The sequence below is a fragment of the Paenibacillus sp. BR1-192 genome (genome assembly GCF_029542445.1).
GTDB classification, from domain to species: domain Bacteria; phylum Bacillota; class Bacilli; order Paenibacillales; family Paenibacillaceae; genus Paenibacillus_AQ; species Paenibacillus_AQ lautus_A.
Genome location: NZ_CP120718.1, coordinates 4737211 through 4762958 on the forward strand (window position 1 = coordinate 4737211; position 25748 = coordinate 4762958).

The 25748-nt window shown below is 50.7% G+C and carries 29 protein-coding genes and 1 pseudogene; all 30 read right to left on the reverse strand.

Annotation, left to right across the window (positions count from 1 at the left end; genetic code table 11):
- Positions 1-105: 105 nt before the first annotated feature.
- A complete protein-coding gene (gene tsf, locus P0X86_RS21150; RefSeq protein WP_009594741.1) occupies positions 106-756 on the reverse strand; it encodes a translation elongation factor Ts in 651 nt (216 codons plus the stop codon).
- A gap of 234 nt (positions 757-990) precedes the next feature.
- A complete protein-coding gene (rpsB, locus tag P0X86_RS21155) occupies positions 991-1689 on the reverse strand; it encodes a 30S ribosomal protein S2 (protein WP_009594753.1) in 699 nt (232 codons plus the stop codon).
- A 237-nt stretch (positions 1690-1926) separates the two neighbouring features.
- Entirely contained in the window at positions 1927-2538 is a 612-nt protein-coding gene (locus P0X86_RS21160; RefSeq protein WP_277746388.1) for a hypothetical protein, read from the reverse strand.
- A pseudogene (locus P0X86_RS21165) lies at positions 2535-3081 on the reverse strand (DUF6115 domain-containing protein). Before P0X86_RS21165 ends, P0X86_RS21160 begins: the two are co-directional and overlap by 4 nt.
- A gap of 25 nt (positions 3082-3106) precedes the next feature.
- Positions 3107-3418 carry a hypothetical protein gene (locus tag P0X86_RS21170; protein ID WP_015736311.1) on the reverse strand — a complete coding sequence of 104 codons (312 nt, stop codon included), beginning with the start codon at positions 3416-3418 and terminating at the stop codon, positions 3107-3109.
- A 58-nt stretch (positions 3419-3476) separates the two neighbouring features.
- A complete protein-coding gene (locus P0X86_RS21175; protein ID WP_096774505.1) occupies positions 3477-4886 on the reverse strand; it encodes a flagellar assembly protein A in 1410 nt (469 codons plus the stop codon).
- A gap of 30 nt (positions 4887-4916) precedes the next feature.
- On the reverse strand, positions 4917-5705 hold the full coding sequence (locus P0X86_RS21180; protein WP_009594718.1) for a FliA/WhiG family RNA polymerase sigma factor: 789 nt from the start codon (positions 5703-5705) through the stop codon (positions 4917-4919).
- 15 nt (positions 5706-5720) lie between these two features.
- Positions 5721-6125, reverse strand: a complete 405-nt coding sequence (locus P0X86_RS21185) for a hypothetical protein (protein WP_009594747.1) — start codon at positions 6123-6125, stop codon at positions 5721-5723.
- A gap of 2 nt (positions 6126-6127) precedes the next feature.
- Complete coding sequence (locus P0X86_RS21190; protein WP_096774506.1) at positions 6128-6625, reverse strand: chemotaxis protein CheD; 498 nt, start codon at positions 6623-6625, stop codon at positions 6128-6130.
- A complete protein-coding gene (locus tag P0X86_RS21195) occupies positions 6618-7211 on the reverse strand; it encodes a chemotaxis protein CheC (RefSeq protein ID WP_285857496.1) in 594 nt (197 codons plus the stop codon). Before P0X86_RS21195 ends, P0X86_RS21190 begins: the two co-directional genes overlap by 8 nt.
- A 36-nt stretch (positions 7212-7247) precedes the next feature.
- Complete coding sequence (locus P0X86_RS21200) at positions 7248-7709, reverse strand: chemotaxis protein CheW (RefSeq protein WP_009594767.1); 462 nt, start codon at positions 7707-7709, stop codon at positions 7248-7250.
- Between the two features lie 51 nt (positions 7710-7760).
- Complete coding sequence (locus P0X86_RS21205; RefSeq protein WP_213579191.1) at positions 7761-9830, reverse strand: chemotaxis protein CheA; 2070 nt, start codon at positions 9828-9830, stop codon at positions 7761-7763.
- 23 nt (positions 9831-9853) lie between these two features.
- Entirely contained in the window at positions 9854-11188 is a 1335-nt protein-coding gene (locus P0X86_RS21210; RefSeq protein ID WP_096774508.1) for a protein-glutamate methylesterase/protein-glutamine glutaminase, read from the reverse strand.
- A gap of 38 nt (positions 11189-11226) precedes the next feature.
- Positions 11227-12117 carry a MinD/ParA family protein gene (locus tag P0X86_RS21215; RefSeq protein WP_213579192.1) on the reverse strand — a complete coding sequence of 297 codons (891 nt, stop codon included), beginning with the start codon at positions 12115-12117 and terminating at the stop codon, positions 11227-11229.
- Entirely contained in the window at positions 12114-13553 is a 1440-nt protein-coding gene (flhF, locus tag P0X86_RS21220) for a flagellar biosynthesis GTPase FlhF (protein ID WP_277746389.1), read from the reverse strand. Before flhF ends, P0X86_RS21215 begins: the two co-directional genes overlap by 4 nt.
- Positions 13550-15583 (reverse strand): flagellar biosynthesis protein FlhA, encoded by a 2034-nt coding sequence (flhA, locus tag P0X86_RS21225; RefSeq protein ID WP_009594696.1) that lies wholly within the window; start codon positions 15581-15583, stop codon positions 13550-13552. Before flhA ends, flhF begins: the two co-directional genes overlap by 4 nt.
- A gap of 24 nt (positions 15584-15607) precedes the next feature.
- Positions 15608-16696, reverse strand: coding sequence for a flagellar biosynthesis protein FlhB (gene flhB / locus P0X86_RS21230; protein WP_192571278.1), 1089 nt, complete (start codon positions 16694-16696; stop codon positions 15608-15610).
- 20 nt (positions 16697-16716) lie between these two features.
- Positions 16717-17505, reverse strand: coding sequence for a flagellar biosynthetic protein FliR (gene fliR / locus P0X86_RS21235; protein ID WP_015736320.1), 789 nt, complete (start codon positions 17503-17505; stop codon positions 16717-16719).
- Positions 17506-17516: 11 nt separating this feature from the next.
- On the reverse strand, positions 17517-17786 hold the full coding sequence (gene fliQ, locus P0X86_RS21240; protein ID WP_009594725.1) for a flagellar biosynthesis protein FliQ: 270 nt from the start codon (positions 17784-17786) through the stop codon (positions 17517-17519).
- 40 nt (positions 17787-17826) lie between these two features.
- Positions 17827-18579 (reverse strand): flagellar type III secretion system pore protein FliP, encoded by a 753-nt coding sequence (gene fliP, locus P0X86_RS21245; protein ID WP_009594726.1) that lies wholly within the window; start codon positions 18577-18579, stop codon positions 17827-17829.
- Entirely contained in the window at positions 18576-19100 is a 525-nt protein-coding gene (locus tag P0X86_RS21250) for a flagellar biosynthetic protein FliO (RefSeq protein WP_015736321.1), read from the reverse strand. Before P0X86_RS21250 ends, fliP begins: the two co-directional genes overlap by 4 nt.
- An 11-nt stretch (positions 19101-19111) precedes the next feature.
- On the reverse strand, positions 19112-19477 hold the full coding sequence (locus P0X86_RS21255; protein WP_006211317.1) for a response regulator: 366 nt from the start codon (positions 19475-19477) through the stop codon (positions 19112-19114).
- Positions 19478-19506: 29 nt separating this feature from the next.
- Complete coding sequence (gene fliY, locus P0X86_RS21260) at positions 19507-20769, reverse strand: flagellar motor switch phosphatase FliY (RefSeq protein ID WP_277746390.1); 1263 nt, start codon at positions 20767-20769, stop codon at positions 19507-19509.
- Positions 20759-21757 (reverse strand): flagellar motor switch protein FliM, encoded by a 999-nt coding sequence (gene fliM, locus P0X86_RS21265; RefSeq protein ID WP_009594751.1) that lies wholly within the window; start codon positions 21755-21757, stop codon positions 20759-20761. The genes fliY and fliM overlap by 11 nt, the downstream gene beginning before the upstream one ends.
- A 35-nt stretch (positions 21758-21792) precedes the next feature.
- Positions 21793-22257, reverse strand: coding sequence for a flagellar basal body-associated FliL family protein (locus P0X86_RS21270; protein ID WP_009594755.1), 465 nt, complete (start codon positions 22255-22257; stop codon positions 21793-21795).
- Positions 22254-22478, reverse strand: coding sequence for a flagellar FlbD family protein (locus P0X86_RS21275; RefSeq protein WP_009594749.1), 225 nt, complete (start codon positions 22476-22478; stop codon positions 22254-22256). The genes P0X86_RS21270 and P0X86_RS21275 overlap by 4 nt, the downstream gene beginning before the upstream one ends.
- Positions 22479-22529: 51 nt before the next feature.
- On the reverse strand, positions 22530-23354 hold the full coding sequence (locus P0X86_RS21280; RefSeq protein ID WP_119847462.1) for a flagellar hook-basal body complex protein: 825 nt from the start codon (positions 23352-23354) through the stop codon (positions 22530-22532).
- Between the two features lie 74 nt (positions 23355-23428).
- The gene (locus P0X86_RS21285) at positions 23429-23818 is read right to left on the reverse strand and encodes a TIGR02530 family flagellar biosynthesis protein (RefSeq protein ID WP_192571275.1); all 390 of its coding nucleotides are present in this window, start codon (positions 23816-23818) and stop codon (positions 23429-23431) included.
- Entirely contained in the window at positions 23815-24375 is a 561-nt protein-coding gene (locus P0X86_RS21290) for a flagellar hook capping FlgD N-terminal domain-containing protein (protein WP_277746391.1), read from the reverse strand. The genes P0X86_RS21285 and P0X86_RS21290 overlap by 4 nt, the downstream gene beginning before the upstream one ends.
- Positions 24376-24395: 20 nt before the next feature.
- The gene (locus P0X86_RS21295; RefSeq protein WP_277746392.1) at positions 24396-25742 is read right to left on the reverse strand and encodes a flagellar hook-length control protein FliK; all 1347 of its coding nucleotides are present in this window, start codon (positions 25740-25742) and stop codon (positions 24396-24398) included.
- Positions 25743-25748: the final 6 nt, after the last annotated feature.

The window sequence follows — 25748 nt, forward strand, 5'->3', positions numbered from 1 at the left end:
CGAATTTATAACAATCTTATCTCTCTTATGCCTTTATATCTCTTAAAAAAGAAGGAACACAGGTGTGTTCCACTCTTTTCTATAACTTATATTAGCCTATCCGGCTTATTTATTCACCTGGGCCATAACTTCTTCTACGAAGTTGTCTTGTTTTTTCTCCAAGCCTTCGCCCAATTCGAAACGGGCAAAACGACGAATGGAGATGTTCTCGCCGATTGTGCTGATTTTTTCGTTAAGCAGCGTGCTGATCGTTTTGTCCGGATCCTTGATGAAAGGCTGCTCAAGCAGGCAATACTCTTCATAGTATTTGTTGATGCGGCCTTCAACCATTTTCTCAACGATTTTTTCAGGCTTGCCTTCGTTCAGGGCTTGGTTTTTCAAAATTTCTTTTTCTTTCTCAAGCTCGTCACTAGGTACTTCTTCACGACGAACGTATTTAGGGTTTGCAGCAGCAATATGCATTGCGATATCGCGAGCAAACTCTTTAAATTGATCCGTTTTGCCTACGAAGTCTGTTTCACAGTTGATTTCCACGAGAACGCCGATGCGTCCGCCACCGTGAATGTAAGACTCGACAACGCCTTCCGTTGCAACGCGTCCAGCTTTGTTAGCCGCTGCGGACAAGCCTTTCTCGCGAAGCACCGCGATCGCTTTTTCGATATCACCGTTTGTTTCGTCGAGCGCTTTTTTGCAATCGAGCATGCCCGCGCCTGTTCTTTCGCGAAGTTCTTTTACCGCACTAGCTGTTACTGCCATTAGAATTCCCTCCATATTGGTATGATCAAGTTTGGCGTTCGGATCTGAAGCAGCCGTCCTTCGACGTGCCCTCCAAGAAATCCGTACGCTTAAGTATTTGTTTCCCTTGCCCTGCCAGAAGCCTGATGTTTCTACCGCAATCCGGCCTGACATCTTAAAAAAAGGGCAGTGAGAGGTTATACACCTACCAACCACCCTTTTCATTTAATTCATGGTTTATACGTTTAATCCCGATTAAGCTGTTGTTTCTTCGCCTTGGTGAGCTTCAACAACGGCATCGGCCATTTTACCAGTCAACAATTTGACAGCGCGGATCGCGTCATCGTTACCTGGAATTACATAGTCGATTTCATCCGGATCGCAGTTCGTATCAACGATACCAACGATTGGGATACCCAATTTGCGAGCTTCCGCAACCGCGATGCGCTCTTTGCGAGGATCGATAACGAACAATGCGCTTGGAAGGCCCTTCATGTTCTTGATACCGCCCAGGAATTTCTCAAGACGATCTTTCTCTTTGCGGAGAAGGATGACTTCTTTCTTAGGCAATACTTGGAACGTGCCGTCTTCTTCCCAAGTTTCAAGCTGCTTCAAGCGGTTGATACGCTTTTGGATCGTTTCGAAGTTAGTCAAAGTTCCGCCGAGCCAACGTTGGTTGATGTAGAACATGCCGCAACGCTCCGCTTCTTCCTTCACGGAATCTTGAGCTTGTTTTTTCGTGCCGACGAACAGGATCGTACCGTTCTCACCAGCTACGCTTTTTACGAAGTTGAATGCTTCTTCAACTTTCTTGACCGTTTTTTGCAGGTCGATAATGTAGATACCGTTTCTTTCAGTGAAGATAAATTTATCCATTTTCGGGTTCCAGCGACGAGTCTGGTGACCGAAGTGAACGCCAGCTTCCAAAAGCTGTTTCATGGAAATTACTGCCATCTTCACGCACCTCCTAAGTTTGGTTTTTGTGTGTCCCTCCGCCAAGATCATTTTCCATTAAGACTCCCATTCCAGGAAGCACCCTCAACGGAATCACTCTGGCGTGTGTTTTAACACCGTCAATTACTATAACATAACCATGGGCAGGTTGCAATGTCTTTTGTGTGCATGACCAGCTCAAGCCAATCAGGGCTTGAAGAGTTACGCTAAAGAAAAAAACCACTCTCAACCGGAGTGCTAGTTGGAGGGTTTTGTCGTGATCTTCGTGATAATCGAATTGTAGCTCTCTCCGATCGTAAACGAGTAAGTACCGCTCAGGATTCTGGTGTTGATTTTATTCTCGGTAGCTTTTTTGATGAATGCCTGTTTGTTGTCAATGACCCCGGCATTCAGAAGGCTGTTTGCTACATCGCTGAGATTGTTTCCGGATGGAATCTTTACTTGAATAGAAGCTTCGGCTTTAGCCGGTGTTTTCGGTTTGGCCGGATTCGTTACCTGGGAGGAAGCTTCCTGTTTCTTCTGCGCGTCTTCTGGTTTCTCCGGGCTCTCCGGTTTCTCCGGCGCCTCAGGCTTCGTCGCTTCAGGCTTTTCGACCGGTTGGGCACCTTCGGACTCGCCTTCTCCCTCGCCCAGCTTCTTCTCTTCCCACTGCTCCGCCGTCATCAGCTCGTCCGTACCTTCGACGACCTGCATATCCAAAGCCTCCGCTGCAGCCACCAGCTGCTCCTTCGTTAACTCCTTTGTCTCCGAAGCGGTTGCGCCTTGGCCGATCCACATCAGCTGCAGCAGCACAGCGGCGATCACCAGACCGCTCCCGAGGCCCATCATAAACATTCGGTTCTTGATCACACGGATTCCTCCTGTTTGGCCAACTGGATAATGAGTTGAACTTCGCCTCGCTGAAGTCCCGTGGACTTGGCTATCATATCGATCGATTTGCCTTGTTCATATAAATCAAACAGTTCCGCGTATCTGGATTTGATGGAATGGACCGGAGGGGCATGATCCGCCTCCGATGACGCTGCAGCCGCTCCTTGCAGACAAAGAAGCCGCCGCAGCTGCCTGCGCCAGCTTCTCTTCAGCCGTTCGAAGACGCGTTTGCGATTCGGTCATTTTCTGCTCCATGGCCAGCATGCGCTGCCGCAAATCGCTGACCTGCTCCTGATGCGCTTGCTGTTTGGCATCAAGTTCTTTCTTCATTTGACTAACCAGCTCGACCAGCTGCTCGTTCTCGTTCTGGATTTCCGCCATGTATCCTTCAAGCGTGTTCTCGACTTCCTTTACAACCCGCTCGCTGGACACGGTCTCTTCCCGGCGTTTCGGCAGCATGAAAGCATACAGCACGGCCGCAATGCCTAGCAGCACGATATATATCCACGGTTTCAAATCCATTAACTCCTTTGTGCCTATAAATTATCTAGAGCGAAACATCGAAATTTTTGCCTTTATAGGGGTGCTCCGCCGGCTGTTCCAAAGTCTCGCCCGCTTCTGCAGACCCCCGCCCTTGCTGCTGGCCTGAGGACTGGCGGCTCCCGTCATCCCGCACGGCTGTTTCGGCCGTCTCGCTCACTTCCGTGCTTCGCTGGGCTTCGGCCCGGCTGTTCTTGGTTTGTTCACCTGCTAACAGCATCTGTTCGTTCTGCGGCCGCTGCTGGAATTCGTTATGAACCTTGCCCGCTTCATTGGTTCTCGGGACCGCAATTTGCATCTCAACCGATTTTAAACTCAATGGAATCACCTCATGGTATAGGGATCATGTCCACAAGCATTGTGAATGTCTTTCATTCCTACAACAACGGAACCATGGTGATATCTCCTTCATGATAGTAAAAAGAGACCCGCTGCGTGGGATCCTTAACAAATCGGGTGTACCGCCCGATGACGATTTTGGCGCCGCCGTAGATCGTCTTTACCACATTCACTTTGGCTTTGCCGGTATCCTCCAGCATCTTCTCGATTTCCAGCATGCGTTCCTTGATGTCGGCTTGCTCTGCCATGTTGGATTTTTTGGTCGCATTCAGCTTGATTCGCAGCGCCAGCTTGTCCGGCGACAATTGTCCGGAGGAAGCCAACTGGTTCAAGAGATAAAGCGCTTTATCGGTTTTGTCCATGCTCTCTAACGAAAGCTTCAATTGGGCTCTTAGATCCGCCAGTTCATTCCGCAGCTCGGGAAGAACGCCCACTTCAATGACGGTAGCCGTCGACATGCTGTTTCCGATCGTGCGCGCAACGACCTTTTCCCCGGCTTGCAGAATGCCGCCCACTACGAGCCCTTTCATCCCGTTGCATTCGATATTCTGGACAGCTCGTATATTGGAATGCATGATGCTCTGCGACACGAATACGCTGGCGCCCGCAACGACGTTGCCATCCTGAATGAACGAGCTTTTGACGTCCTGGCCCGCCTTTACGTAACCCTTGTTATAACCGATGATCCCGCCTGATATATCAATGGATCCTTCAGCCTCCAGCTCGGCACCTTCCACAAAGCCCGTGACTCGAATGTCCCCTGCCGCCTTGATTTTGAACCCGGTCAGCACATTCCCGCGAATGACCACCGTACCGACAAAATCGATATTGCCAATGCTGTAATCCACGTCCCCGTTAATCTCATATACCGGGAACACATTGATTTTGCCTTTTTCGGTTTTGGTGAGCAGTCCGTCAAGCGCGGCGTACATGGCGCTTTTCTCGGCGTTGACCACCACGTTCTTCCCCACCTTGAAATGTGCTTCCTTTCCCGGCTTGCTCGGTATCTCTTCGCCGGTGACCGCAGTTCCAGGCACACCCTTCGTAGGCGGGATTCGGGTAGCCAACAGCTGGCCCTTCTTTACATTATTTAAACGAATCACTTCTTTGAAGTCCACTTTGCCGTCCTCGTCCTCCAGCGGCTTCAGATTCGTCTCATTCCCGAAATCGACGGTAAATTGAATTTTACCGTTCTGTCCGTGCGTCGGTTCCGTTCCCATGGCAATCGGCGTTCTGCTATATTGATATTCCTCCCCATGGTCCGCGATTCGCCGCAAGGTATCATATTGAATGCCATACCGAATCTGATGGCTTCTGAGAAACTGTTCAAGAGCCTCGACGGAGCAAGAAAAATCCTTCTCCCACTTGGTGAACTGTATATAGGCGACGACCTTGTCATCCGATAGCGAAACGCTAAAGTATTGATCCAATGCATAATCTACAGACAATCCAGGAACCCCCTTCATAAATGGCAAGCGTCAATCGTTTTGCATCAGCAAATCCCGATCTTTATCGAGCGCGCCCCGAAGTCTCAAAATCGCTTTGGAATGAAGCTGAGATATTCGTGAAGGTGATAGCGACATCACTTCAGCTATTTCGCTGAGTGATAAATCCTCATAATATAATAAGGAAACTACGGTCCGCTCTTTCGGGGTTAATTTACCGATACCCTTCATCAGGGCTTCTCGCAGATAAAATTCATGGACCTTGTGATCCGGATTCTTCGCTTTCTCATCAACCAGGAGCGACATTCGGGTCTCAGACTCCTCCTCGCGGATCGGATCTTCCAAAGATGTCAATGTCATGACCGCCACTTCCTGCAGCATGTGCCGGAACTCCTTCTCGGTCACGTCAAGGTAATCGCTCATCTCGGAATCACTGACGCTGCGTAAATACTTCTGTTCCAACTGCTGATATGCAGTTTCAATCTTCTTCGCCTTCTCACGGACAGAACGCGGTACCCAATCCCCTTGGCGCAGCGAATCCAGAATAGCACCCCGCACCCGCCAAGAGGCATAGGTTTCGAATTGCAGCCCTCGTTTGTAATCGAACTTCTCGATGGCGTCAATCAGACCCATTACCCCATTGCTGGCCAAATCTCCCTTAGAAACGTTCTTCGGAAGACCGATGGCCAATCGGCTTGAAACATAGTCAACGATGTGCAAATGATATTCGATAAGTTTCTTCTTCGCTTCATGGTCTCCATCTTCCTTCCATGCGCTCCATAAATCCGCATGGTTAAGGACGGAAGTTTTACGTTCGTCCAATTGCCTTCACCCTCCTTATTTTTCCGTAAGGTGACGAACGGCCTTGGCCAGTTCTTCAGGATCTTTCGTTGAAACCAGCTTAGGAGGATTCAGCGGTACAAAGTCTCCATTCTCTTTGCTGCTGGATTCGGCATGGATCAAATCCATCAATTCCCGATCCTCATCAGGCGTGGATAAGTCAAGAACGGTTCCTCGGTCCTGCTCCCGCTGCGAGCCTGCGTCCCCTTTTTCGGCTGCTCGCGGCCCCGTAATGGCAGCAAACATCCAATTCAGCAGGAACGCCAGAAGAAACCAGATCGCGCATGCAATCAGCGCCCGATACATGCTAGTCATCCACAAATTGTTACGTATGGAGAAAATAAATGTGAACACAAACCCGGCAATTCCGGTAATCAGATAAAAACGGAGTTTTCCCATCATCGCTACAATTCCTTTATGCCCTTTTGTACGCTTCGTATTATAAACTTACCCGTTGCGCAGTCCAACTCAACGGTTCTCCCGTAATTTCCTCCGGTGTCCTCGGCTATCAGCGTGATTCCCATCTGCTCGAGTCCCGCTTTGCATGACTCCACATTCCGGGGACCGATGCGCATCGTATCGCCCGAACCCGCAAAAGCAAACATCTGAGCCCCTCCGGCCATTTTGGCTACCATCCGCGCCGGAGACGCCCCCAAATTCCTCATCTTGTTCAGCAGGATCGGAAGAGCCGTATCGGCGTATTTGGCCAGATTCAGCTGCCCCTCCCTGGCAATCGCCGAGGATGGCAGCATGACATGCGCCATGCCGCCAATCTTCGTGACCGGATCATATAACGTCAGTCCTACGCATGAGCCGAGTCCCGTTGTACGCAATATACCGTTTGGACCTGCGACGTTCAGATCCGCCATGGCTACTTTCACTATTGCTTGTTCTTCAATCATGCTCTAAAGGCACTCCCAAAGCTTCGAATATTTGAGCAAATGATTGTGGATCAGGTATGAGGAAGAATTGGCCTTCCACCTCGTTTTGCCCTTCCAGGAACGTCGTGTTGATTAAGAGGGCATCGTCTCCCATTTCTCCGAATTGCAGCAATCCATAACTTAGGATGGCACCTGCCATATCCATTGCCAATGCCGGCACCGTGGGTGTCATGGACAGATTGGTGAAGTCAGCGAGCGACGATAAGTACGAGCCTGACAAAATATTTCCGATCTCGCATAAGGCGGACTGCTCCATCTCGGAGAATGGCTCCTCCTCCGATACTTCAATGCCCGCCAGATTCAGCAGAAGGTTCTTCCCCGCTTCCGGACTCATAATAAAAAAGAGATTCCCCGGAGCGCTTCCTTCAACCCGTAAAAATACGGCAAGTACGAGCTGTTCGCTCCCCCCGACGCTTTCGGCAATCTGTTCGAACGGCAGGAGTTGAACCTTAGGAACCGCCATATCAATAGGCTTGTTAAGCAAACGGGAGAGGGCGGTTGCCGCATTGCCCGCTCCGATGTTTCCCACTTCCTTCAAAACATCCATTTTGATTTCTTTGCCATGCTTAAACAGCTCCACTGTCTACTCCTCAAGGCCTTCCAGCTGAATGATCTCACTCTTGTTCAACACTTCGGACAAATTCAGCATGACGAGAAGGCGCTCCTCTCCTACCTTCGCGACACCGCGCAGGTATTTCGCTTTAATTCCGCCGACAACCTCAGGTGGAGAGTCAATGCTGTCCGTATTCAGATCGATGACATCACTTGCTGAATCCACGATAAAGCCAACCTGCATATCATTGACCGCTACGATAATAACCCGTGTCTGATCGGTTGCTTCAACCTCTTCCAGACCGAATCGGCCGCGCAGATTGATCACTGGGATGACGACGCCACGTAGGTTGATAACCCCTTTTACGAAAGCAAAGGTTTTGGGAACGCGCGTAATGGGCATCATTCTTTCGATGGTTTGAACCTTGTCCACCTCGATGCCGTATTCTTCCTCGCCAAGTCTAAAGACGATAACCTTGATTTCTTCTCCCATGAATAAGTCCTCCTTCAGAATGTGTGGCCTGCCGTGCTTGATAGCAACCCATTATTTGATAAATGCATTTGCGTCGATAATAAGAGCCACTTGTCCATCTCCAAGAATGGTCGCGCCGGATACCCCTTGTATGGCAGGCAAATATTTGCCCAGGTTTTTAATGACGATTTCACTCTGTCCGATGAAATCATCGATGGTGAGCGCAGCCAAACGATCCCCTTTGCGGATTACAACAATCTCCGTTTCCTCTTCCCGCTCCTCATCAAAATCCGGAACTTCAAACAATCGGCTAAGCGAGATCACCGGTATCATCGACTCCCGGAACTGAATCATGCGGCTTCCGTGCACATGCTTGATTTGCCCGCGCTTGATGATGCCCGTTTCAACGATGGAAGACAACGGAATCGCATATTTCTCCGATCCCATCCGGATCAGCATGGCTGCAATGATGGACAGCGTTAATGGAAGCTGAACCGAAAAATTGGTGCCTTTTCCCGGGGTGGAGTAGATCGTGACGTTACCGCCCAAGGCAACAATCTTCGATTTAACGACGTCGAGCCCTACGCCGCGGCCGGATACATCCGAAATTTTCTCGGCCGTGCTGAATCCGGGAGCGAACAGCAGCTGATTCACCTCGTCATCGGTCATGGACGCTGCCTCGGACTCCGTGACGACGCCTTTGGCCAGCGCATTCTTCAAAATTTTATCGCGGTAGATGCCGCGCCCGTCGTCTTCAATCTCGATGAACACATTGTTGCCGCTATGGAACGCGCGCAGGTGCACGGTACCGGTCTCCGGTTTACCGGCTGCAATGCGGTCGGCAACAGGTTCGACGCCATGGTCAGCCGAGTTCCGCAGCAAGTGGACCAGAGGGTCGCCGATCTCGTCGATCACCGTGCGGTCCAGCTCCGTGTCGGCCCCGGTAATAATCAAGTCGATCTTCTTGTCCAATGTTTTGGCAAGGTCCCGCACCATCCTAGGAAAACGGTTGAATACCGTATCCACTGGCACCATGCGCAGCTTCAGGACGATATTCTGCAAATCGCTGCTTACGCGGCTCATATGCTCAACCGTGTCCGTCAGCTCCTGGTTCCTGGACTCGCTGGCCAGCTGCTCCAGGCGCACCCGGTCAATCAGAAGCTCGCTGAACAGATTCATCAATACATCCAGCCGTTCAATATCTACCCGGATCGTTCTGGAAGGATTGCCTCCACCCGCATTACGCGCAGGTGCCTTGGATTCTTTGGCAGGCGCCGGAGCGCTTTTTGCTTCCGTTGAAACCCCGGCCGCCGGAGCTACAGAAGGAGCTTCGGGCTTTACCGCTTCGGCTGTAGCCGCGCTCTCCTGAACCATTTGCTGCAAGGATTCATGATCGAGCGCCACCACTGTCGCAGCTTCAATCTCTGAAACGCCCAGAATCTGGCTTTCAATATCTTGCGTTTCTCTTTGCGTTATGTAATACAACGAAAATACGCGATCGAATTCACCTTGTTCAATCTCTTGAACGTCCGGATAGGTCTTGACGATTTCACCGGATCTCTCCAGCGCTTCGAATACCATGTAGGCCCGAACCGCCTTGAGTTGGCAATCCTCTCGCAATGTCACTTGGATATATAGAACCTTATGACCTTCTGAAATCGATTGATCCAGCACGGAAAATTGAAACTCATCCAATTCGATTCCCTGAACGGCCACAGCGGCATTATTCCCTTCGACAGATCCCCCGTTAGCCGAGGCGCCTTCTCCGCGCACAATGGACTGCAAGGAAGCTACAATAGCGGACACGTCCGCCTTCCCGTCGCCGCCTTCGGTAATATCCTGCACCATCGATTCAAGAGCGTCCAAGCTTTTGAAGAGCGTATCAAAGATAAAATCCTGCATCTTAAGCTTTTCGTTCCGGACAAGATCCAGCACGTTTTCCATCTGGTGGGTAAGAGAAGCCAGATCCTCAAATCCCATCGTTGCCGCCATGCCTTTCAACGTATGAGCCGATCGGAAAATAATCTGTACGATCCCGATATCGTCCGGGTTGCTTTCTAATTGAAGCATGTTTTCATTTAATGATTGCAGATGATCATTTGACTCATCAATAAACATTGTCAAATATTGATTCATGTCCATTGAGAGACACCTCCTCTTCAAGTTCACTTTCCGTTATTTACAGCTTGAACCATCCTCGGTGCAATTTCATGAAGCGGCAAAACGTGGCTTACGCATCCCAGCTCGACGGCAGATCTCGGCATCCCGTATACGACGCAGGTTTGCTCGCTCTCGGCAAAGGTGGATGTCACGCCGGCATCGTAAAGCTCCTTCATCATTCTTGCTCCATCGCTCCCCATGCCGGTCATCAGAATGGCGTGCCGCGTGACCGAGGTCAACGGCAGCAGGGATTCGAACAGCACATCCACCGAAGGGCGATGGCCGTTGCGAGTCTCATCCTGGCTTATCCTGATTTGGTATGCACCGCCTTCCGAGCGATGAACCCTCATATGGCTGCCGCCCGGAGCAATGTATGCCTTGCCCGGCTCTAATACCATGCCGTGTTCTGCTTCCATGACCTCCAGCTGACTGAATGAATTCAGGCGCTGGGCAAGCGATTTGGTGAAATTCGGCGGCATATGCTGGACGATGACGATCGGGGCATGGAAGTCGCCGGGAATTTTCTCGAGAAAAGCTTTTAACGCTCTTGGGCCACCCGTTGAACAGCCGACCGCCACCAAATCTTTCAGGTCAGTTGACGACTGGGCATTTGCCTCTCTCGGCGGGCGGCTCTCGTTCTTGGGAAGCACGGCTGGGGCCGACTCCGCTTCAGGTTTGCGTTCAACCCGTTTTCGCTTGAAACCGGAAAGCTCCGGTACATCCGGGAGAGCCGCCTTCTCCCCGGCCGAGCGGGATACCGGCATGCGAAGCGGTTCAGCCGGCTTGCCGCGCTGATCCGTTCCTTTGGCCGCCGGTCTCGTTTCTTTCACCTGCGGCTTCTTTTTCGGCGTCGTCTCAGAAGGCTTTGGCGAAAGAGGAAGCGTGATGTCCGCACTCCGCCGTTTTTGCTCTTCTTCTTCCCACAAGGCCCTCCGCTGTTTAGCCTGCATCGCCGCATTCAGCTGCTTCATCAATTCGGAACGCACCTGCTCAATATCAAGCGCATTCGATATGGAAGGCTTTCGTATAAAATCAAACGCTCCTGCCTCGAGGGCAAGAATGGTCTCCCTCATGCCTTGTTCATTAAGGCCGGATAACATGATAACCGGACGGGGTCCCGCATCCATAATGAGTTTCAAAGCATCCAGCCCGTTCATTTCCGGCATTTCTACATCAAGCGTAATGACGTCAGGATTCAGTTCCTTTACTTTCTCAACAGCGTCAAGCCCGTTCTCGGCTGTCCCGACAACCTGGAAAGACTTGTCGCGCTCGATGAAATCGGAAAATATTTTCCTCATAAATGCGGAATCGTCCACGACGAGCACACGAAAAGGCTTCATAGATGTCCACTCCTATTTCCATTAATCCAACCGAAGAATCATTTCGTACGTTTAAGCCATCGATGCATAAATCCTTTGATTCCCTTCGGGGTTTCCGGCTCCGCGGCAGCAGGAACGGCCAAGTAACGAAGCGCGATCCGTCTGATATCGCTGGAAGCGTTGCACCGTGGATAAGCTGCCGTAAACGGAACCTGCCGCTTGACGGACTGGACTACATGCGTATCATCGGCAATCGAGCCGAGCAGCTTGATGTCGATGTCCAGAAAACGCTGGGCCGTCAAAATAATTTTGCCCGCCGCCTCACGAGCCTCTTCCTCGTCCCCTGCACGGTTGACGATCAGGCTGAACGGAACCTTGCTTTCCGTGCCGTGGACCACCTTGATTAACGCATAAGCATCCGTGATGGACGTCGGCTCCGGCGTCGTAACGACAAGGCATTGATCAGCGGACGTAATAAACTTCATGTTTTCCTTGGATAAGCCGGCCCCTGTATCGAAGATAATGTAGTCCATCCCGGAAGCAATGCGCTCAATCTGGGATATGAAATAATCCATCTCTTCCTCGGACAGGGACATCATGTCCGCCAAACCCGAACCTCCGGCAATGTAAGGCAGCTTGTCCGGCCCATACTGAATCACTTCTTCTATGCTCTTCTCCCGGCGAATGAGATGATACAGGCTGTACCGAGAGCTTACACCCATCAGAACGTCAATGTTTGCCATGCCGATATCGGCATCAAAGACCAGAACCCTTTTTCCCATCGATTGCAAAGTCAATGCAAAATTCAACGTGAAATTGGATTTCCCAACCCCGCCCTTGCCGCTGCTGACCGTTATGATCTTGGCGGTTCTTGCGGAGGTCGCCTTGGCGCTCTCCCCGGGCTGCTGGGCCGAAACCAACTGGCGAAGCGAGTGAGCTTGATCCGTCATGTACGACTCTCTCCCAGCAGCAGACGGCATAACCGTTCAGGGTCGGCCATCAACAGATCATCGGGCACATTTTGACCATTGGTCATATAAGACAGGCGAAGGTTGTGGGCATCGATCAGATTAAACAAGGCGCCGTAGCTTCCGGTTTCATCCATCTTCGTGAAAATAACCTTATCCAGCTCGTATTTGCTGAAATGATCCGCGATTTCGATCATATCGCTGCTCTTGGATGTGAGGCTAAGGACAAGATAAGTTTCGCTTTGATCGGAATGGGAGAACAGGCTTTGAAGCTCGGAAACGAGCAGCTCATTCCGATAGTTCCGGCCGGCCGTATCCATTAATACCAAATCGCAGTCCTGGAGCTTCTGAAGGGCTCGCTGCATGTCGCCGGGCGACTGCACGACCTCCATCGGCACATTGAGAATGGAAGCATAAGTGCGAAGCTGTTCAACGGCGGATATCCGATACGTATCGGACGTAATGAAGCCTACCTTGCGTTGATTGCGGAACAGCTGCTCTGCAGCGATCTTCGCAATCGTGGTTGTTTTGCCGACCCCCGTTGGGCCAGCGACATATACGATCCGCGTCCCGGGCTGAACACCTTCGCCGATACGCCCCTCAAGGAACGCCTCGGCCTGCTTGTAAATCACGTTCAGAAGCTCGGTCCCGCTCATCTGCATTTGGCTGGCTTTCCAGGCATCTTCCGCGGCCGCGAGCCACTCTTCCGCCAGCTTGGCCGATAAATCCTGCTTCAGGAGCTGATCCCGGATAACATGCAGCGGCTCGGGAAGATGCTGCGCCTCCAGATTCTGCCTGGATAATCGCGCGATCCATTCCTTCATTTCCTTAAGCTCTTCAAGGACTCTCTGTTCGGATTCGCTGATTCCCAGTCGTGAACTTAACGACTCCTCCTGTCCCCCGCGGGATGGTTTCTTTGCTTCAACAGAAGCAGCGGCTTCCGTTGAATCGCTGCGTTCCGCTGCCGGATCAGCCTCTGCAGGCTGCTGCGTCTGGCTAACCCTGTCCTTTTGCCTGTCCACAACCTCCTCGGAAGCTGCCACCTGGCTAAGCAACTCGGCAAAGCGGCTATAGTCGGCCTCTTGCCGCGCATCCGCTGCGGCATCCGCGTTATTCACTGGAAGCGGGGAGGTTTTAGGGCCTTGCTTCGAAATTTCAGCCGTTCGCTGGTAGGCTTTGGGTACCGCCCCTGATGGAACAGAAGGCGTAACTTTGGGCTTGACCGGCGCAGAGCCCTTGGGCTTTTCCGCCTGCTCTACCGCCGCGATCACCTCTATTTTCTTGCGGGTGAACATCCCGAGGAACCCGCCTACCTTGGTTTCCTTCGTGCTCAGTATGACGGCATCCGCACCCAAATCCGTACGAATATGCTGCATCGCCTCAGGCATCGTGTCGACGATATACCTTTTCACTCTCATAAGTTCACCACTCCGACACTTTGAATTTCGACGTTAGGCTCCAGCTCGCTATAGGACAACACCGGGATATCCTGCATGCTTCGTTCTATGACCTGCCGCAAATACATTCTTATGGCCGGCGAGGTCAGAAGCACGGGCTGCTGTCCCATCTGAATAATCCGATTGACCTGCTCACTGAGCTTTTGAAACACGCTCTGCGTGGATGCCGGATCCATCGCGAGATAGCTTCCTTGGTCGCTCTGCTGAACGCTCTCAGCGATCTTCTTCTCCAGCTGCGGTCCGACCGTGATGACCCGCATCGCCTCTCCTTCTTGAGCGTATTGCTGTGTAATCTGCCGTGAGAGGGCTTGCCTTACATATTCGGTAAGGACATCAGGGTCCTTCGAATAATGCCCGTAGTCGGCAAGGGTCTCGAGAATCGTAACCATATCGCGGATGGAGATCTTCTCGCGAAGGAGCTTGGCCAATACCTTTTGCACTTCCCCGATGGTCAGCACGGAAGGAATGAGCTCGTCCACAAGGACCGGATAGCTTTCTCGAATATTGTCGACCAATGCCTTGGTTTCCTGGCGTCCGATCAGCTCATGGGCATGTCTCTTAATGAGTTCCGTCAGATGGGTAGCAACGACGGACGGTGGATCCACAACGGTATAACCGGCCAGATCCGCCCGTTCCTTCATGGCTTCGTCAATCCACAGTGCAGGAAGCCCGAACGCCGGTTCCGTCGTTTCGATCCCTGTTACGGAATCGTCCTCGTATCCCGGGCTCATGGCGAGATAGTGATTTAATAATAATTCACCGCCGCCGACAGCATTCCCTTTTATTTTTATGACATATTCGTTCGGTTTTAGTTGAATATTGTCGCGAATTCGGATGACCGGCACGACGAGTCCCAGTTCAAGCGCGCATTGTCTCCGGATCATAATGATACGGTCCAATAAGTCCCCGCCCTGCTGAGCGTCTGCCAGCGGAATCAACCCATATCCGAATTCGAATTCGATAGGATCGACCTGCAAGAGGTTGATCACGCTTTCCGGGCTTCGCACCTCTTCGATCTGCTGTTCCTCTTCCAGCTGCTCCACTTCCACCTGCTTGCGATCCAAATTGTTCTGCATCGTCCGTGCCGCGATAAATAGTATGAGTGCAATCGGCGCGGTCGTGATCAGATGAATCGGTGTGAAGATTCCCAGCAGCAGGACGGTTCCTGCAACGATGTACAACAGATGAGGATATGAGAAGAGCTGCCCCGTCAGATCCTCAGCCAGATTTCCTTCGGATGAAGCACGCGTAACAATCAGGCCCGCGGCCGTGGAAATCAGGAGAGCCGGAATCTGGCTGACCAATCCGTCCCCGATCGTCAGGATCGAGTAGGTGCTCATCGCGTCTCCGAACGACATGCCGTGAATCGAGATCCCGATAATAAATCCGCCGATCAGGTTGATGAGCATGATGACGATCGTGGCGATGGCATCACCCTTGACGAATTTACTCGCACCATCCATGGCGCCGTAAAAGTCGGCTTCGCGCTCGATCTTGCTGCGGCGCTCCCTGGCTTGCTGCTCATTGATCAGACCCGCGTTCAGATCCGCATCGATGCTCATCTGCTTACCCGGCATCGCGTCGAGGGTAAATCTTGCCGCAACCTCGGCTACCCGTTCCGACCCTTTGGTAATGACGATGAACTGTACGACGACGAGGATCAAGAAGACGATGAAGCCAACCGCAATTTCGCCGTTGGCAATCCATTTGCCGAACGTGGCAACAACTTCGCCTGCGTTAGCTTCCGACAGGATCAGCTTCGTTGTCGATATGTTAAGCGCTACTCGAAAGAGTGTCGTGATGAGCAATAAGGAAGGAAAAATGGAGAAATCGAGCGCTTCCTTCGTATTCATGGCCACCAGCAAAATGATGAGCGCCAGCGAGATGTTGATAATCAGAAGTACATCGAGCAGCCATATCGGGATCGGAAGAATCATCATGAGTACGATGCCAATGACACCCGCAAGGACAGATAGATCTTTTATTTTCACTGCACAGACGCCTCCGGTCCCTAGTTATTTCGCTTTACCTTTTAGTTTATATACATAGGCCAGCACTTCCGCTACGGCCTGGAACAGGTCTCCCGGAATCGAATCCCCGATTTCCGACCGTTGGTACAAAGCGCGTGCCAGCGGCTTGTTTTCCATCGTTATAATTCCGTGTTCCTTCGCGATTTCCTTAATCCGCAAGGCCATGAAATCTTGACCTTTTGCAATGATTTGCGGAGCTTCCATCGTGGACCCGTCATATTTGATCGCCACTGCAAAGTGGGTCGGGTTCGTGATGATGACGTCGGCATTCGGAACTTCCTGCATCATTCGCTGAAGTGCCATCCGACGCTGGCGCTCCCTGATCTTTCCTTTGATCAGCGGATCGCCTTCCATTTTTTTGTACTCGTCTTTGATGTCCTGCTTGGACATCCGAATGTTTTTCTCGTAATCGTATTTCTGATACATGTAATCCAGAACGGCCAGAATGATCAGCCCGATGGCAATCTTAAAACCGAGCGACATGGTGATATCGGCCACGAAATGAAAGATGGTATCGGGTCCCATCGTCGATAAGGAGGATAAATCCTCCCTGGCGGCCCACAAGGTGCTGTACACGAGGTAACCGATAATGGTCAACTTGATGACCGATTTCAAAAACTCGACCAATGAACGCATCGAGAATATATTTTTGAACCCCTTGATGGGGTCGATTTTGCTGAACTTCATTTTCAGCGTCTCGCCGGTTAACATAAACCCGACCTGCAAATAATTAGCGACCAGCGCTATAACGAAAATCGAAATGAACAAAGGAGCGAGCAGAAGCAAGATTTGAACGCCATATTCCCCGAACAGCTGCATCACATTATCTTTCGTTACATTCATGGAGAGCCGATTAATGTATATATCGGTGAATAGTCGAACGGTGCGGTCCCTCATATAACCGCCAAAGATTAACAGGCAAAAGAAAGCCGCCAGCAAAACCGATGCACCCGATACCTCCATGCTCTTGGCAACTTGGCCCTTCTTACGCGTATCCTGGCGCTTCTTCGGTGTGGCTTTCTCCGTCTTTTCGCCAGCGAACAGCTGTAAGTCGACCGGATACCGGTATGACATCCGCTTCACCTCCATCCTCCTTAAGTCGGCTCGTCGCCAAGAACGCCGAGCAGCTCACGGAGCGCTTCAAACATTTTGGCAAACAGATGATCAAACAGGGACACCAGCATCGGCATGAGCAGCATCAGCAGCACGAGCCCAACGATGATTTTGATAATAATCCCGATGACAAACACGTTGAACTGCGGAGCCGTCCTTGCCAGAAAGCCAAGCCCGACATCGGTCAGGAACAGGGCTGCCACCAGCGGAGCCGCCATTTGAATTGCCAATACAAACGAGTGCGAGAAGGTCCGAACGAGAAAATCCGTTACGTTACCCTCATGTATCTTCCCAAACACGTCACCCGTGATCGGGATCCAATCATAACTGTACATAATCGCATCAAACAAATAATGGTGACCATTCATGCTCAGGAACACCAGCAGAGCGAGATAATACTTGAAGTTCCCGATTAATGGGGTGGACGTCCCCGTAAACGGGTCGATGACATTCGCCATGCTGAAACCGATCTGAATATCAATTAATGCCCCGGCGGTTTGGACGACAGCCATGATGAGATAAGCAGTGAAACCTAGAAGCAGTCCCACCAGCACTTCCTGGACGATTAAGATGGCGTAAGACAGATCTTGCGGAACCACTTCCCCGAGCCCGAACGATAGATAGACGATCAGGGCGATAATGGCCGACAGGGCTATTTTGTAAGAAGAAGGTATGCCGCGCGAAGCAAACACTGGCGATATTACAAAAAAAGATGTTATTCGACAAAAAATAAGCATGAAAACTGGTAAACTTTGCTGCAACCATTCCATGGACACTCAGCCTATCCGATATATTTGTAGAGATTGTCCAAAATACCGTGCGTAAAATCCACTAACGTCGTTAATATCCAAGGACCAAACAGCAGTAACGCTACAAGAACGATGATGATTTTTGGTACGAAAGCCAGCGTCTGTTCCTGGATTTGTGTTGTCGCTTGAAAAATACTGATGATTAGTCCCACAACCAGTGCGAGAACCAGCATCGGCGCGCTCACCTGGAGCACAATATAGACCGCTTGTCCTGCCAGACCGATAATAAATTCAGCGCTCACGGCTTAGTCCCCCTGTATTCGAATTGCTTGCCGCTTATTGCTACGGGTTAAAGCTCATCAGCATGGATTTCACTACCAGATACCAGCCGTCCACCAAAACAAAGAGCAGAATCTTGAATGGCAGCGAGATCATGACCGGCGGCAGCATCATCATCCCCATTGCCATCAGCACGCTGGCAACCACGATATCGATGACCAGAAACGGGATGAAGATCATAAAGCCCATTTGGAAACCCGTCTTCAGCTCGCTAATGGCAAATGCCGGAACTAAAACCGTTAATGGAATGTCCTCGTAGGATTCGGGTTTCTCCGCGCCGGTGTAATTCATGAACAGCAGCAGGTCCTTTTCCCTTGTGTGCGCGAACATGAACTTCTTCATCGGGTCTTGAGCCTTATCCAGTGCTTCCGCTTGAGTGATCTCCCCTTTGAGGTAGGGCTGCAGCGCGACCTCGTTCATCGAGGATAACGTGGGAGCCATAACGAACAAGGTAAGGAACAGCGCCAGGCCGATCAACACTTGGTTTGGCGGTGTTTGCTGTGTTCCGAGCGAAGTACGGACAAAGCCGAGCACGATAACAATCCTTGTAAAACTTGTCATCAGCACCAGAATCGCCGGTGCAATACTAAGAATGGTGATCAGGAGTATCAAGGACAAGGAGCTTGTCCCCGGTGCATCTCCCTCATTACCGATTTGAATATCAATGTTCGGAATCGGATCCGCGAATGCCGTATGGGAAAACAATAATCCAAACATGATGAAAATCGTGATAGCGTACGAGATCTTTTTATTCATGAATCCTTATGATCCTCCCGCAGCAATTCTTCGACCTTTTCTTTCCGGTTCGGTACGCTGCGCAGCTTGGATTCGAACACTTCATGGAAAGAAGATGTATCGTCCAACTCCATTTCTTCCGGTGGTTTGTCTTTACGGAGTTTTGCCGCCAATTTCGTTATAAAAGGCGGCAGTGCCCCATTATGTATTCCAGAATCCTGTTCAAATGCAGCTTGGATAAGCGCAACTTCAGCCGGATCAGAAATTTTGTCCACCAACCGGACGTCTTCGCCAACTCCGATCACATAGATGCTGCCCCCAATTTCGACGAGCTGAAGGGATTTGTTAGGGCCCATACCAACCGCACCCAAAGTACGAATGGAGCGGCCCTGCATCCAGCTCTGATTCTTTCTGCCTAGAAAGCGAATCAGGAACACGATCAACGCAATGATGATGGCAAGTACGATAAAGACATAAAACAACTGTAAATAATACCCGGTAGTACTACTTGAGCCCAATCTGTCAGAAGCTGCCATCATCATAAGAAGAATCCTTATACGCCAAGCGTCTTGTTGATGGCTTCAATAACTCTGTCCGATTGGAACGGTTTAACGATGAAGTCTTTCGCTCCGGCTTGGATTGCGTCAATAACCATCGCTTGCTGACCCATGGCAGAGCACATAATTACTTTGGCATTGGCATCTACTTTTTTAATCTCTTTAAGCGCTGCGATACCATCCATTTCCGGCATCGTAATATCCATCGTAATCAGATCTGGACGAAGTTCCTTAAATTTCTCGATTGCTTGTGCACCGTCCTGTGCTTCCCCCACAACCTCGAATCCGTTCTTGACCAATATGTCACGGATCATCATTCTCATAAATGCAGCATCGTCCACGATCAGAATTCGGTTAGCCATTGATAAAAATCCTCCCTAAAATGTTTGTGCTATTGTAATTTTTGAATCCGGTCCCATTGGCTTACGATATCCGTCACACGCACACCAAAGTTCTCATCGATGACAACGACCTCGCCTTTGGCAATCAGTTTATGATTGACGAGGATGTCAACAGGCTCACCGGCCAGCTTGTCCAGCTCGATAATCGAACCTTGCGACATTTCCAGGATATCCTTAATTTGCTTTTGGGTCCTCCCTAATTCTACGGTGACTTTAAGGGGAATGTCCATCAGTAAGTTCAGATTGTTTTCATCCACCTGGGTGTACGGTGCAGATTGCAGATTAGCGAACTGCACGGGCTGTACATTCACATTGCGATTCGGCATGCCGCCATACTGTTGCGGCTGTGCTTGGTAAGGCATCTGCGGCTGACCGTATGGCATGGATTGCTGCGGGATGGGCCCGCCATGTCCTGGCATAGGCTGACCGTAGCCTTGTCCATAATCGTAGCCTTGACCCATGTCTTGGGTTTGTGCCGGATTAACCGGTGCTTGTGCCGACTCCTGGGCACTGGCCGGCGCTTCCACCGCTGGAGCAGCTTCCTGCTTCGAAGGCTGCGGTTCTTCTGTCCCGTTGATGAGCATGTGAACCATATCCTTGGAGAAATGAACGGGCAGCAGCTGCATAATGGTTGAATCAATAAGTTCACCGATAATTAATCGGAAAGAAATCTTAATCAGCGTTTCATCCGGCGGCAGGTTGTTGACCCCTTCCCCGTTCGCCATGTTGAGAATGTCAATGCCCGGCGGCGATATATTGACAAACCGGTTGAAAATCGTCGACATGCTTGTTGCGGAAGACCCCATCATCTGGTTCATCGCTTCCTGAACGGCACTGATATGAATCTCATTGAGTTCCTCTTCCACCGGGTTGCCTTCCCCGCCTAACATGAGATCGGCAATGACCTGCGCATCGCGTGTCTTAATGACCAGCGAATTAATTCCTTCAAATCCGTCCACGTACTTAACGTGTACCGCTACATGCGGCTTCGGAAATTCTTCCTCGAACTCGCTTCGCTTAATGATCGAAACTCTGGGGGTCGTGATATCCACTTTTTTGCCCAGCAAGGTGGACAGGGCGGTTGCAGCGCTGCCGAAGGTTATGTTACCGATCTCACCCAGCGCGTCCTGCTCCAGAGGTGTTAATACGTCATCGACAGTCGCCGCCGAAGGAATTGATGCTGGTGATGCCATTTCCGACTGTTTTAACAAAGCGTCGATTTCTTCCTGGGATAAATAATCTTTACTCGTCAAATTCTTCAGCTCCTTCGATGACAATTTCATCGATTTGTACAGCAACCCGGTCTTTTATCGTTCCGGGACTGCCAATAAACTTTAATTTGTCGCCGACCTTGATGGATAGTCCGTCATGCATCGGCTTGTTTAACGAAATAACGTCGCCGACGCTCAGTCCTAAGAACTCGGACACGGTAAGCTGCGAAACGCCCAGCTCGGCAACGATCGGAAGCTTGGCTTTGCTTACGCGCTGTTTAAGAGCATCCACTTCCTCCGGAACGCTCGCTTTTTTCTCCGAGATGAACCATTGATGCGCGGACAGCTTGGACATGATCGGCTCCAGCACCACATGCGGTATGCACAGGTTAATCATGCCCGTGGTATCGCCGATTTTTGTGCTAAGGGATATTAGCGCAATGGTTTCGTTCGGAGACACGATCTGCATGAATTGCGGATTCGTTTCCAATGCTTCGAGGCGCGGGGATATATCCAGCACCGTTTTCCATGCCTCCTGGAGGCTATCGAACGCCCGGCTGAATATGCGCTCCATGATAATCGTTTCGATTTCGGTCATCGAGCTGATGGAAGACGGAGCAATGCCCGTGCCTCCAAGCAATCGGTCCAGCATCGCGTAGGCAATGTTGGGATGGACCTCAAGCACCATCCGACCTACGAGCGGTTCGGCTTCAAATATATTAAGAACTGTCATTTTTGGTATGGAGCGGATAAATTCATCATACGGAAGCTGTTCAACCTGCACCACGTTGATTTGCACAAAAGTACGTAACTGCGCCGAGAAGTAGGTCGTCAAATAGCGTGCAAAGTTCTCGTGGATCCGAGTCAAGCTTCGAATATGATCCTTCGAAAAACGGAGGGCCCTCTTAAAATCGTAAGAACGGATTTTCTTTTGCGTTTCCTCTTTTTTCAGTTCTTCAGCATCCATTTCCCCTGAAGAGAGAGCGGCCAATAAGGCATCGATCTCATTCTGCGATAAAACATCAACCATCTACTCACCCCCTTACAGGTCGTCCGACGAACAGTCTAGATACCTACGATCATTACTTCTGTCATTTCGATTTGAATCAAGTGACCGGACGTTAACGACTTATTGATCAGGTTTTGCAGCTTGGCAATAAACTGTTCGCGCCCTTTGGAATCATTCAGTAATTCGGGTTTCGTGTCGGCCAGCGTTTTGATAATAATTGGTTTGATCTTGATTTCCTTGATTTTATCGAATTCTTCCTTTGCTTTTTTATCGTTAAGCTGAAAAGCAAAGGCCATCTGGGCAACAAATTCAGGATCTGCCAGATTCGTCTTGATACCGGTTATTTCCGATGTCATCTTTACGATCTCGTCGGCCGATAACTTGGATAAAGCCGCGGCATTGGCCGAAGCCTGACTTTTTCCGTTATCGCCAAGCAGCTTGTCCGACAACAGGAAGATGGCCAGGACAATCAGCGTAATCGATAACAGGATCGTAATTAACCAGGGGAGCATCTTTTTCATGAAGGTTCCTCCAATTGCTGCACTTTAATGGTGGCTTGATGAATGCCTACCTCGTGGTGATACGCCTTAACGGAAGCGATGATTTCATTTGCACTTTCAAGCACAATCATTCGCTTTCCATTAATCAAAGTAATGTAGGTGTCAGGAGTCTCCTCAACCATTTCTATCAACAGCGCGTTAAGCCACAACTGCGAACCATTTAACCTCGTTACCGATATCATGGATAGCCTCCTTGTTTAATTAGGGAGGGGAAGGCCCCTCCCTATCCATCCTTATCGTTTCAGATTGACAACTTCTTGAAGCACTTCATCCGAAGTCGTGATGATCCGGGAGTTAGCTTGGAAGCCGCGCTGAGCGACGATCATTTCAGAAAATTCGCCTGTCAAGTCAACGTTGGACATTTCAAGCTGACCGGCAATAATCGCACCGGTTCCTTCTTCCGCGTTGTTCCCTTCAAACATGACGGCAGCCAGATCGCCATCCGGAACTGCATTCAGGGTCACGCGATACATATTGCCTCCGATTTTTTCCAGGCCTTCCGGATTCGGAATTTTCGCAACGCCGATAATGGCTCCTTCTTCCGTCGTTCCGTCACTCATCTTCTGAATGATGGCGCCATTCTGAGCAATTGTGAATGCCGTAACCTCTTCGTCCAGCTGTATTGGGTCACCCGCCGAATCGAGAACGAGCATACCGTCCGAAGTGACCAGGTTACGCGCTACGTCGACATGAAAGTCGCCAGCACGAGTTAAGAAAGGCACTTCTTGATCCTCGCTGAGCTTCACCATGAAGAATCCGTCTCCGTCAATTCTCAGGTCTGTCGGATTATTGGTTGTCATTGCACTGCCTGGCGTATGCAAAGTATCAATCGAGCCGATGGATACGCCGAGACCGATCTGCTTCGCGTTTACGCCGCCGGATGGATCGTCGGTTCCCGGCGTAACGCCGGACATCGTTTGGCTGAGGATATCTTTAAACATGACACGTCCCGCTTTAAACCCAACCGTATTTACGTTGGCAATGTTATTACCAATGACGTCAAGTTTGGTTTGGAAACCTCTCATTCCGGAAATGCCGGAATACATGGATCTTAACATCGATTTTCCTCCTTCTGTTATGGACCGCTTCTGTCGATCAGCGGCCGCCTGGCTTCCTCACGGGCCAGCCAGATTTATGAAATAATAACTGCACTATCGATTTGCGTGAACACGTTGTCTTTCATCGCCTTGCCATCCATCGCCGTGACTACGGTCCGGTTCGGAATATTCACGATAAGGGCCATGTCCTTCATCAGAATGAGCGATTCCTTGCTCCCCTTCGCTGCGGCTTTGTCCACCGCACTCTGGATCTGTTCCAACTGATCACCCTTCAATTCAATGCCGCGCTGCTGTAGTCTCTTCGCCGCATGATTGCTAATTTTAAGGAGATTCTCATTTAAGAGCTCCTGGAACGTCCCGGGTGGAGGACTATGTTGAGCTTGCGCTGTTTTTCGTTCATTGTGAAGCGCTGCGGGATGTATTTTCCCGGGAAATAAATGCCCGATCATCATACGGTCACTCATGGTGAGGTTCCCCCAGACTCTTCCTCTTGTCCCGGGTCTCCGGCTTCAGGTTCTCCCGGATCCGGATTGCCTGCTTCAGGTTCGGAAGGAACAGGATCCGTTGCTCCTGGATCATTCTCGGCCATAGCGTTCTCGATTTTCACGATCTGGTCAAGCGATACTTCACTTTCACCGACTTTTGCGTAATGGACGCCTTCGCGGACGATGATGGAATCCACAAGACCGCTCTTCATGACGGAGTCCGAGCCATCCTCCGGTTTGAACATCCAGCTGATCTGTTTACCGATCAAACTTGAAGCAGCACCCAAAGACTGGCTCATTGCCGTCAATTGAGTATTGATATTCATCAGCTGCTCCAGGGAAGTAAACTGGGCCATTTGGGCAATAAATTCCCGGTCCTGCATCGGCTGAAGCGGATCCTGATGCCGCAATTGCGTAATCAGAATGCTTAAGAACTGGTCCTTCCCAAGCTCTTGGCCGTTTCCGTTTTTAGTGCTGACGTTCCCTTTGGCATAATTGGGCCACATATTTTTCGTAGATACCGGATTTGTTGCCATCCAAGCTCACCTCCTCACTGTTAGGCTTTCGCGGTAAATGTTCCTGCTTGCAAGTTCTCATCGTCGGCTTGATGCTCAGCAATCCAATCGTTCAATTCTTCCGTCAAATTCGCGGCAAGAACGGCATCGTCGGAAGGCCTATCTTTTTCCTTCGAGCGGTGCTGCGGCTGCTGCTGTCCTGATCCAGGCTGACGTCCATCCTGATAAAGATTGGCATTGGATGGCTGGCTGCTCTGCGTAACCTCAATTTTCTCGACTTGAAGTCCTTGGGCCAGCAATGCGCTTCGAAGCTGTGCCATTTGCTGGTCAATCAGCTCTTTAGCATCCGTCGACCGCGTCATGAACTGTGCGATCAACTGGCCGTTCTGCATCGTTAGCTTGATGTCTACTTGGCCCAGATGCTCGGGATTCAAGGAGATTCTCGCTTCGGTAAAACCGGTTTGCTTCACGATTTCGAGCTTATTAATAATGAAGGAAGTCATTTCGTTAGAGAAATTCTCAACAGGCACCGGCGGAGCTGCAGGTTTAACCGTAACTTGGGTTCCGGAACGCAGGGCCAGCTGACCGGCAGTAACCGTTCCTTGCTCCAGTAGGGAATCTCCCTCGTTTAACGCGAATTCAGCTGCTGTGCCGTCAACCGGGGTACTTGTGGCCAGAGTAGACCATTTAGCGTTCGCTTGCCCCGTTGTCTCAGATGAAGCCGACTGTCCTGCAGTATTCGCTGCAATGTTAGGCTGTACCGCATCCGGCTGCTTTTGGCTTAGGATGTTGGCAAAACTGCTGCTTGCTTTACTTTCTCCAGTCCCCGTTCCTTGACCAAGCAAACTTTGGAAGGACTGGACAAGCTGTTTGACGGCTGCCTCCGTCTGGAGGTCTACCTGACCCGATTTGGATAGCATCGAAGCCAGCTGGCTGATCGTGTCCTGTACCGCAAACCGAATCGTTTCCGGATGGGAAGCCAATGGCGACATCTCATTGCCGTCCGCGTTACCTTGGGCTTGAGGAGCTGTTCCGCTCAACAGAAGGTTCGCTTGCGTCAGCCAGTTCTGCAGCTCTTGCAATAACGATGGATCCTCTTCTAACGCCTGGTCCATGGTATCTAGCTCCTGCAGCAATCCTTGAAGCAGCTCCATTAAGCCTTCGACCGATTCGTCGGTTTCCGCTGTATACTGCGCAAGCAGGGATTCCAGCTTGGCCGCGACTTCTGTTGAAGTTGTTGCAGCGCCGCTGCCGCTGCCGTTCATCTGGTAAGTCAGCGTCGCATCAAAGGAAACACCCGCTGTCGCTTGACCGGCTGCGCTGGTCTTTCCGCTTCCCGCGGTACTGCTGACGGAAGAAGACATACTGCTTTGTACCGTTATTGTCATCGTCTA

What these genes read in the sequence shown, in the direction of transcription:
- tsf (WP_009594741.1), bottom strand. Translation starts at nt 756, where the DNA reads ATGGCAGTAACAGCTAGTGCGGTAAAAGAACTTCGCGAAAGAACAGGC.
- rpsB (WP_009594753.1), bottom strand. Translation starts at nt 1,689, where the DNA reads ATGGCAGTAATTTCCATGAAACAGCTTTTGGAAGCTGGCGTTCACTTC.
- P0X86_RS21185 (WP_009594747.1), bottom strand. Translation starts at nt 6,125, where the DNA reads ATGATGGGAAAACTCCGTTTTTATCTGATTACCGGAATTGCCGGGTTT.
- P0X86_RS21190 (WP_096774506.1), bottom strand. Translation starts at nt 6,625, where the DNA reads ATGATTGAAGAACAAGCAATAGTGAAAGTAGCCATGGCGGATCTGAAC.
- P0X86_RS21195 (WP_285857496.1), bottom strand. Translation starts at nt 7,211, where the DNA reads ATGGATGTTTTGAAGGAAGTGGGAAACATCGGAGCGGGCAATGCGGCA.
- P0X86_RS21200 (WP_009594767.1), bottom strand. Translation starts at nt 7,709, where the DNA reads ATGGGAGAAGAAATCAAGGTTATCGTCTTTAGACTTGGCGAGGAAGAA.
- P0X86_RS21205 (WP_213579191.1), bottom strand. Translation starts at nt 9,830, where the DNA reads ATGGACATGAATCAATATTTGACAATGTTTATTGATGAGTCAAATGAT.
- P0X86_RS21210 (WP_096774508.1), bottom strand. Translation starts at nt 11,188, where the DNA reads ATGAAGCCTTTTCGTGTGCTCGTCGTGGACGATTCCGCATTTATGAGG.
- P0X86_RS21215 (WP_213579192.1), bottom strand. Translation starts at nt 12,117, where the DNA reads ATGACGGATCAAGCTCACTCGCTTCGCCAGTTGGTTTCGGCCCAGCAG.
- flhF (WP_277746389.1), bottom strand. Translation starts at nt 13,553, where the DNA reads ATGAGAGTGAAAAGGTATATCGTCGACACGATGCCTGAGGCGATGCAG.
- flhB (WP_192571278.1), bottom strand. Translation starts at nt 16,696, where the DNA reads ATGTCATACCGGTATCCGGTCGACTTACAGCTGTTCGCTGGCGAAAAG.
- fliR (WP_015736320.1), bottom strand. Translation starts at nt 17,505, where the DNA reads ATGGAATGGTTGCAGCAAAGTTTACCAGTTTTCATGCTTATTTTTTGT.
- fliP (WP_009594726.1), bottom strand. Translation starts at nt 18,579, where the DNA reads ATGAATAAAAAGATCTCGTACGCTATCACGATTTTCATCATGTTTGGA.
- P0X86_RS21250 (WP_015736321.1), bottom strand. Translation starts at nt 19,100, where the DNA reads ATGATGATGGCAGCTTCTGACAGATTGGGCTCAAGTAGTACTACCGGG.
- P0X86_RS21255 (WP_006211317.1), bottom strand. Translation starts at nt 19,477, where the DNA reads ATGGCTAACCGAATTCTGATCGTGGACGATGCTGCATTTATGAGAATG.
- fliM (WP_009594751.1), bottom strand. Translation starts at nt 21,757, where the DNA reads ATGGTTGATGTTTTATCGCAGAATGAGATCGATGCCTTATTGGCCGCT.
- P0X86_RS21270 (WP_009594755.1), bottom strand. Translation starts at nt 22,257, where the DNA reads ATGAAAAAGATGCTCCCCTGGTTAATTACGATCCTGTTATCGATTACG.
- P0X86_RS21275 (WP_009594749.1), bottom strand. Translation starts at nt 22,478, where the DNA reads ATGATATCGGTAACGAGGTTAAATGGTTCGCAGTTGTGGCTTAACGCG.
- P0X86_RS21280 (WP_119847462.1), bottom strand. Translation starts at nt 23,354, where the DNA reads ATGTTAAGATCCATGTATTCCGGCATTTCCGGAATGAGAGGTTTCCAA.
- P0X86_RS21285 (WP_192571275.1), bottom strand. Translation starts at nt 23,818, where the DNA reads ATGAGTGACCGTATGATGATCGGGCATTTATTTCCCGGGAAAATACAT.
- P0X86_RS21290 (WP_277746391.1), bottom strand. Translation starts at nt 24,375, where the DNA reads ATGGCAACAAATCCGGTATCTACGAAAAATATGTGGCCCAATTATGCC.
- P0X86_RS21295 (WP_277746392.1), bottom strand. Translation starts at nt 25,742, where the DNA reads ATGACAATAACGGTACAAAGCAGTATGTCTTCTTCCGTCAGCAGTACC.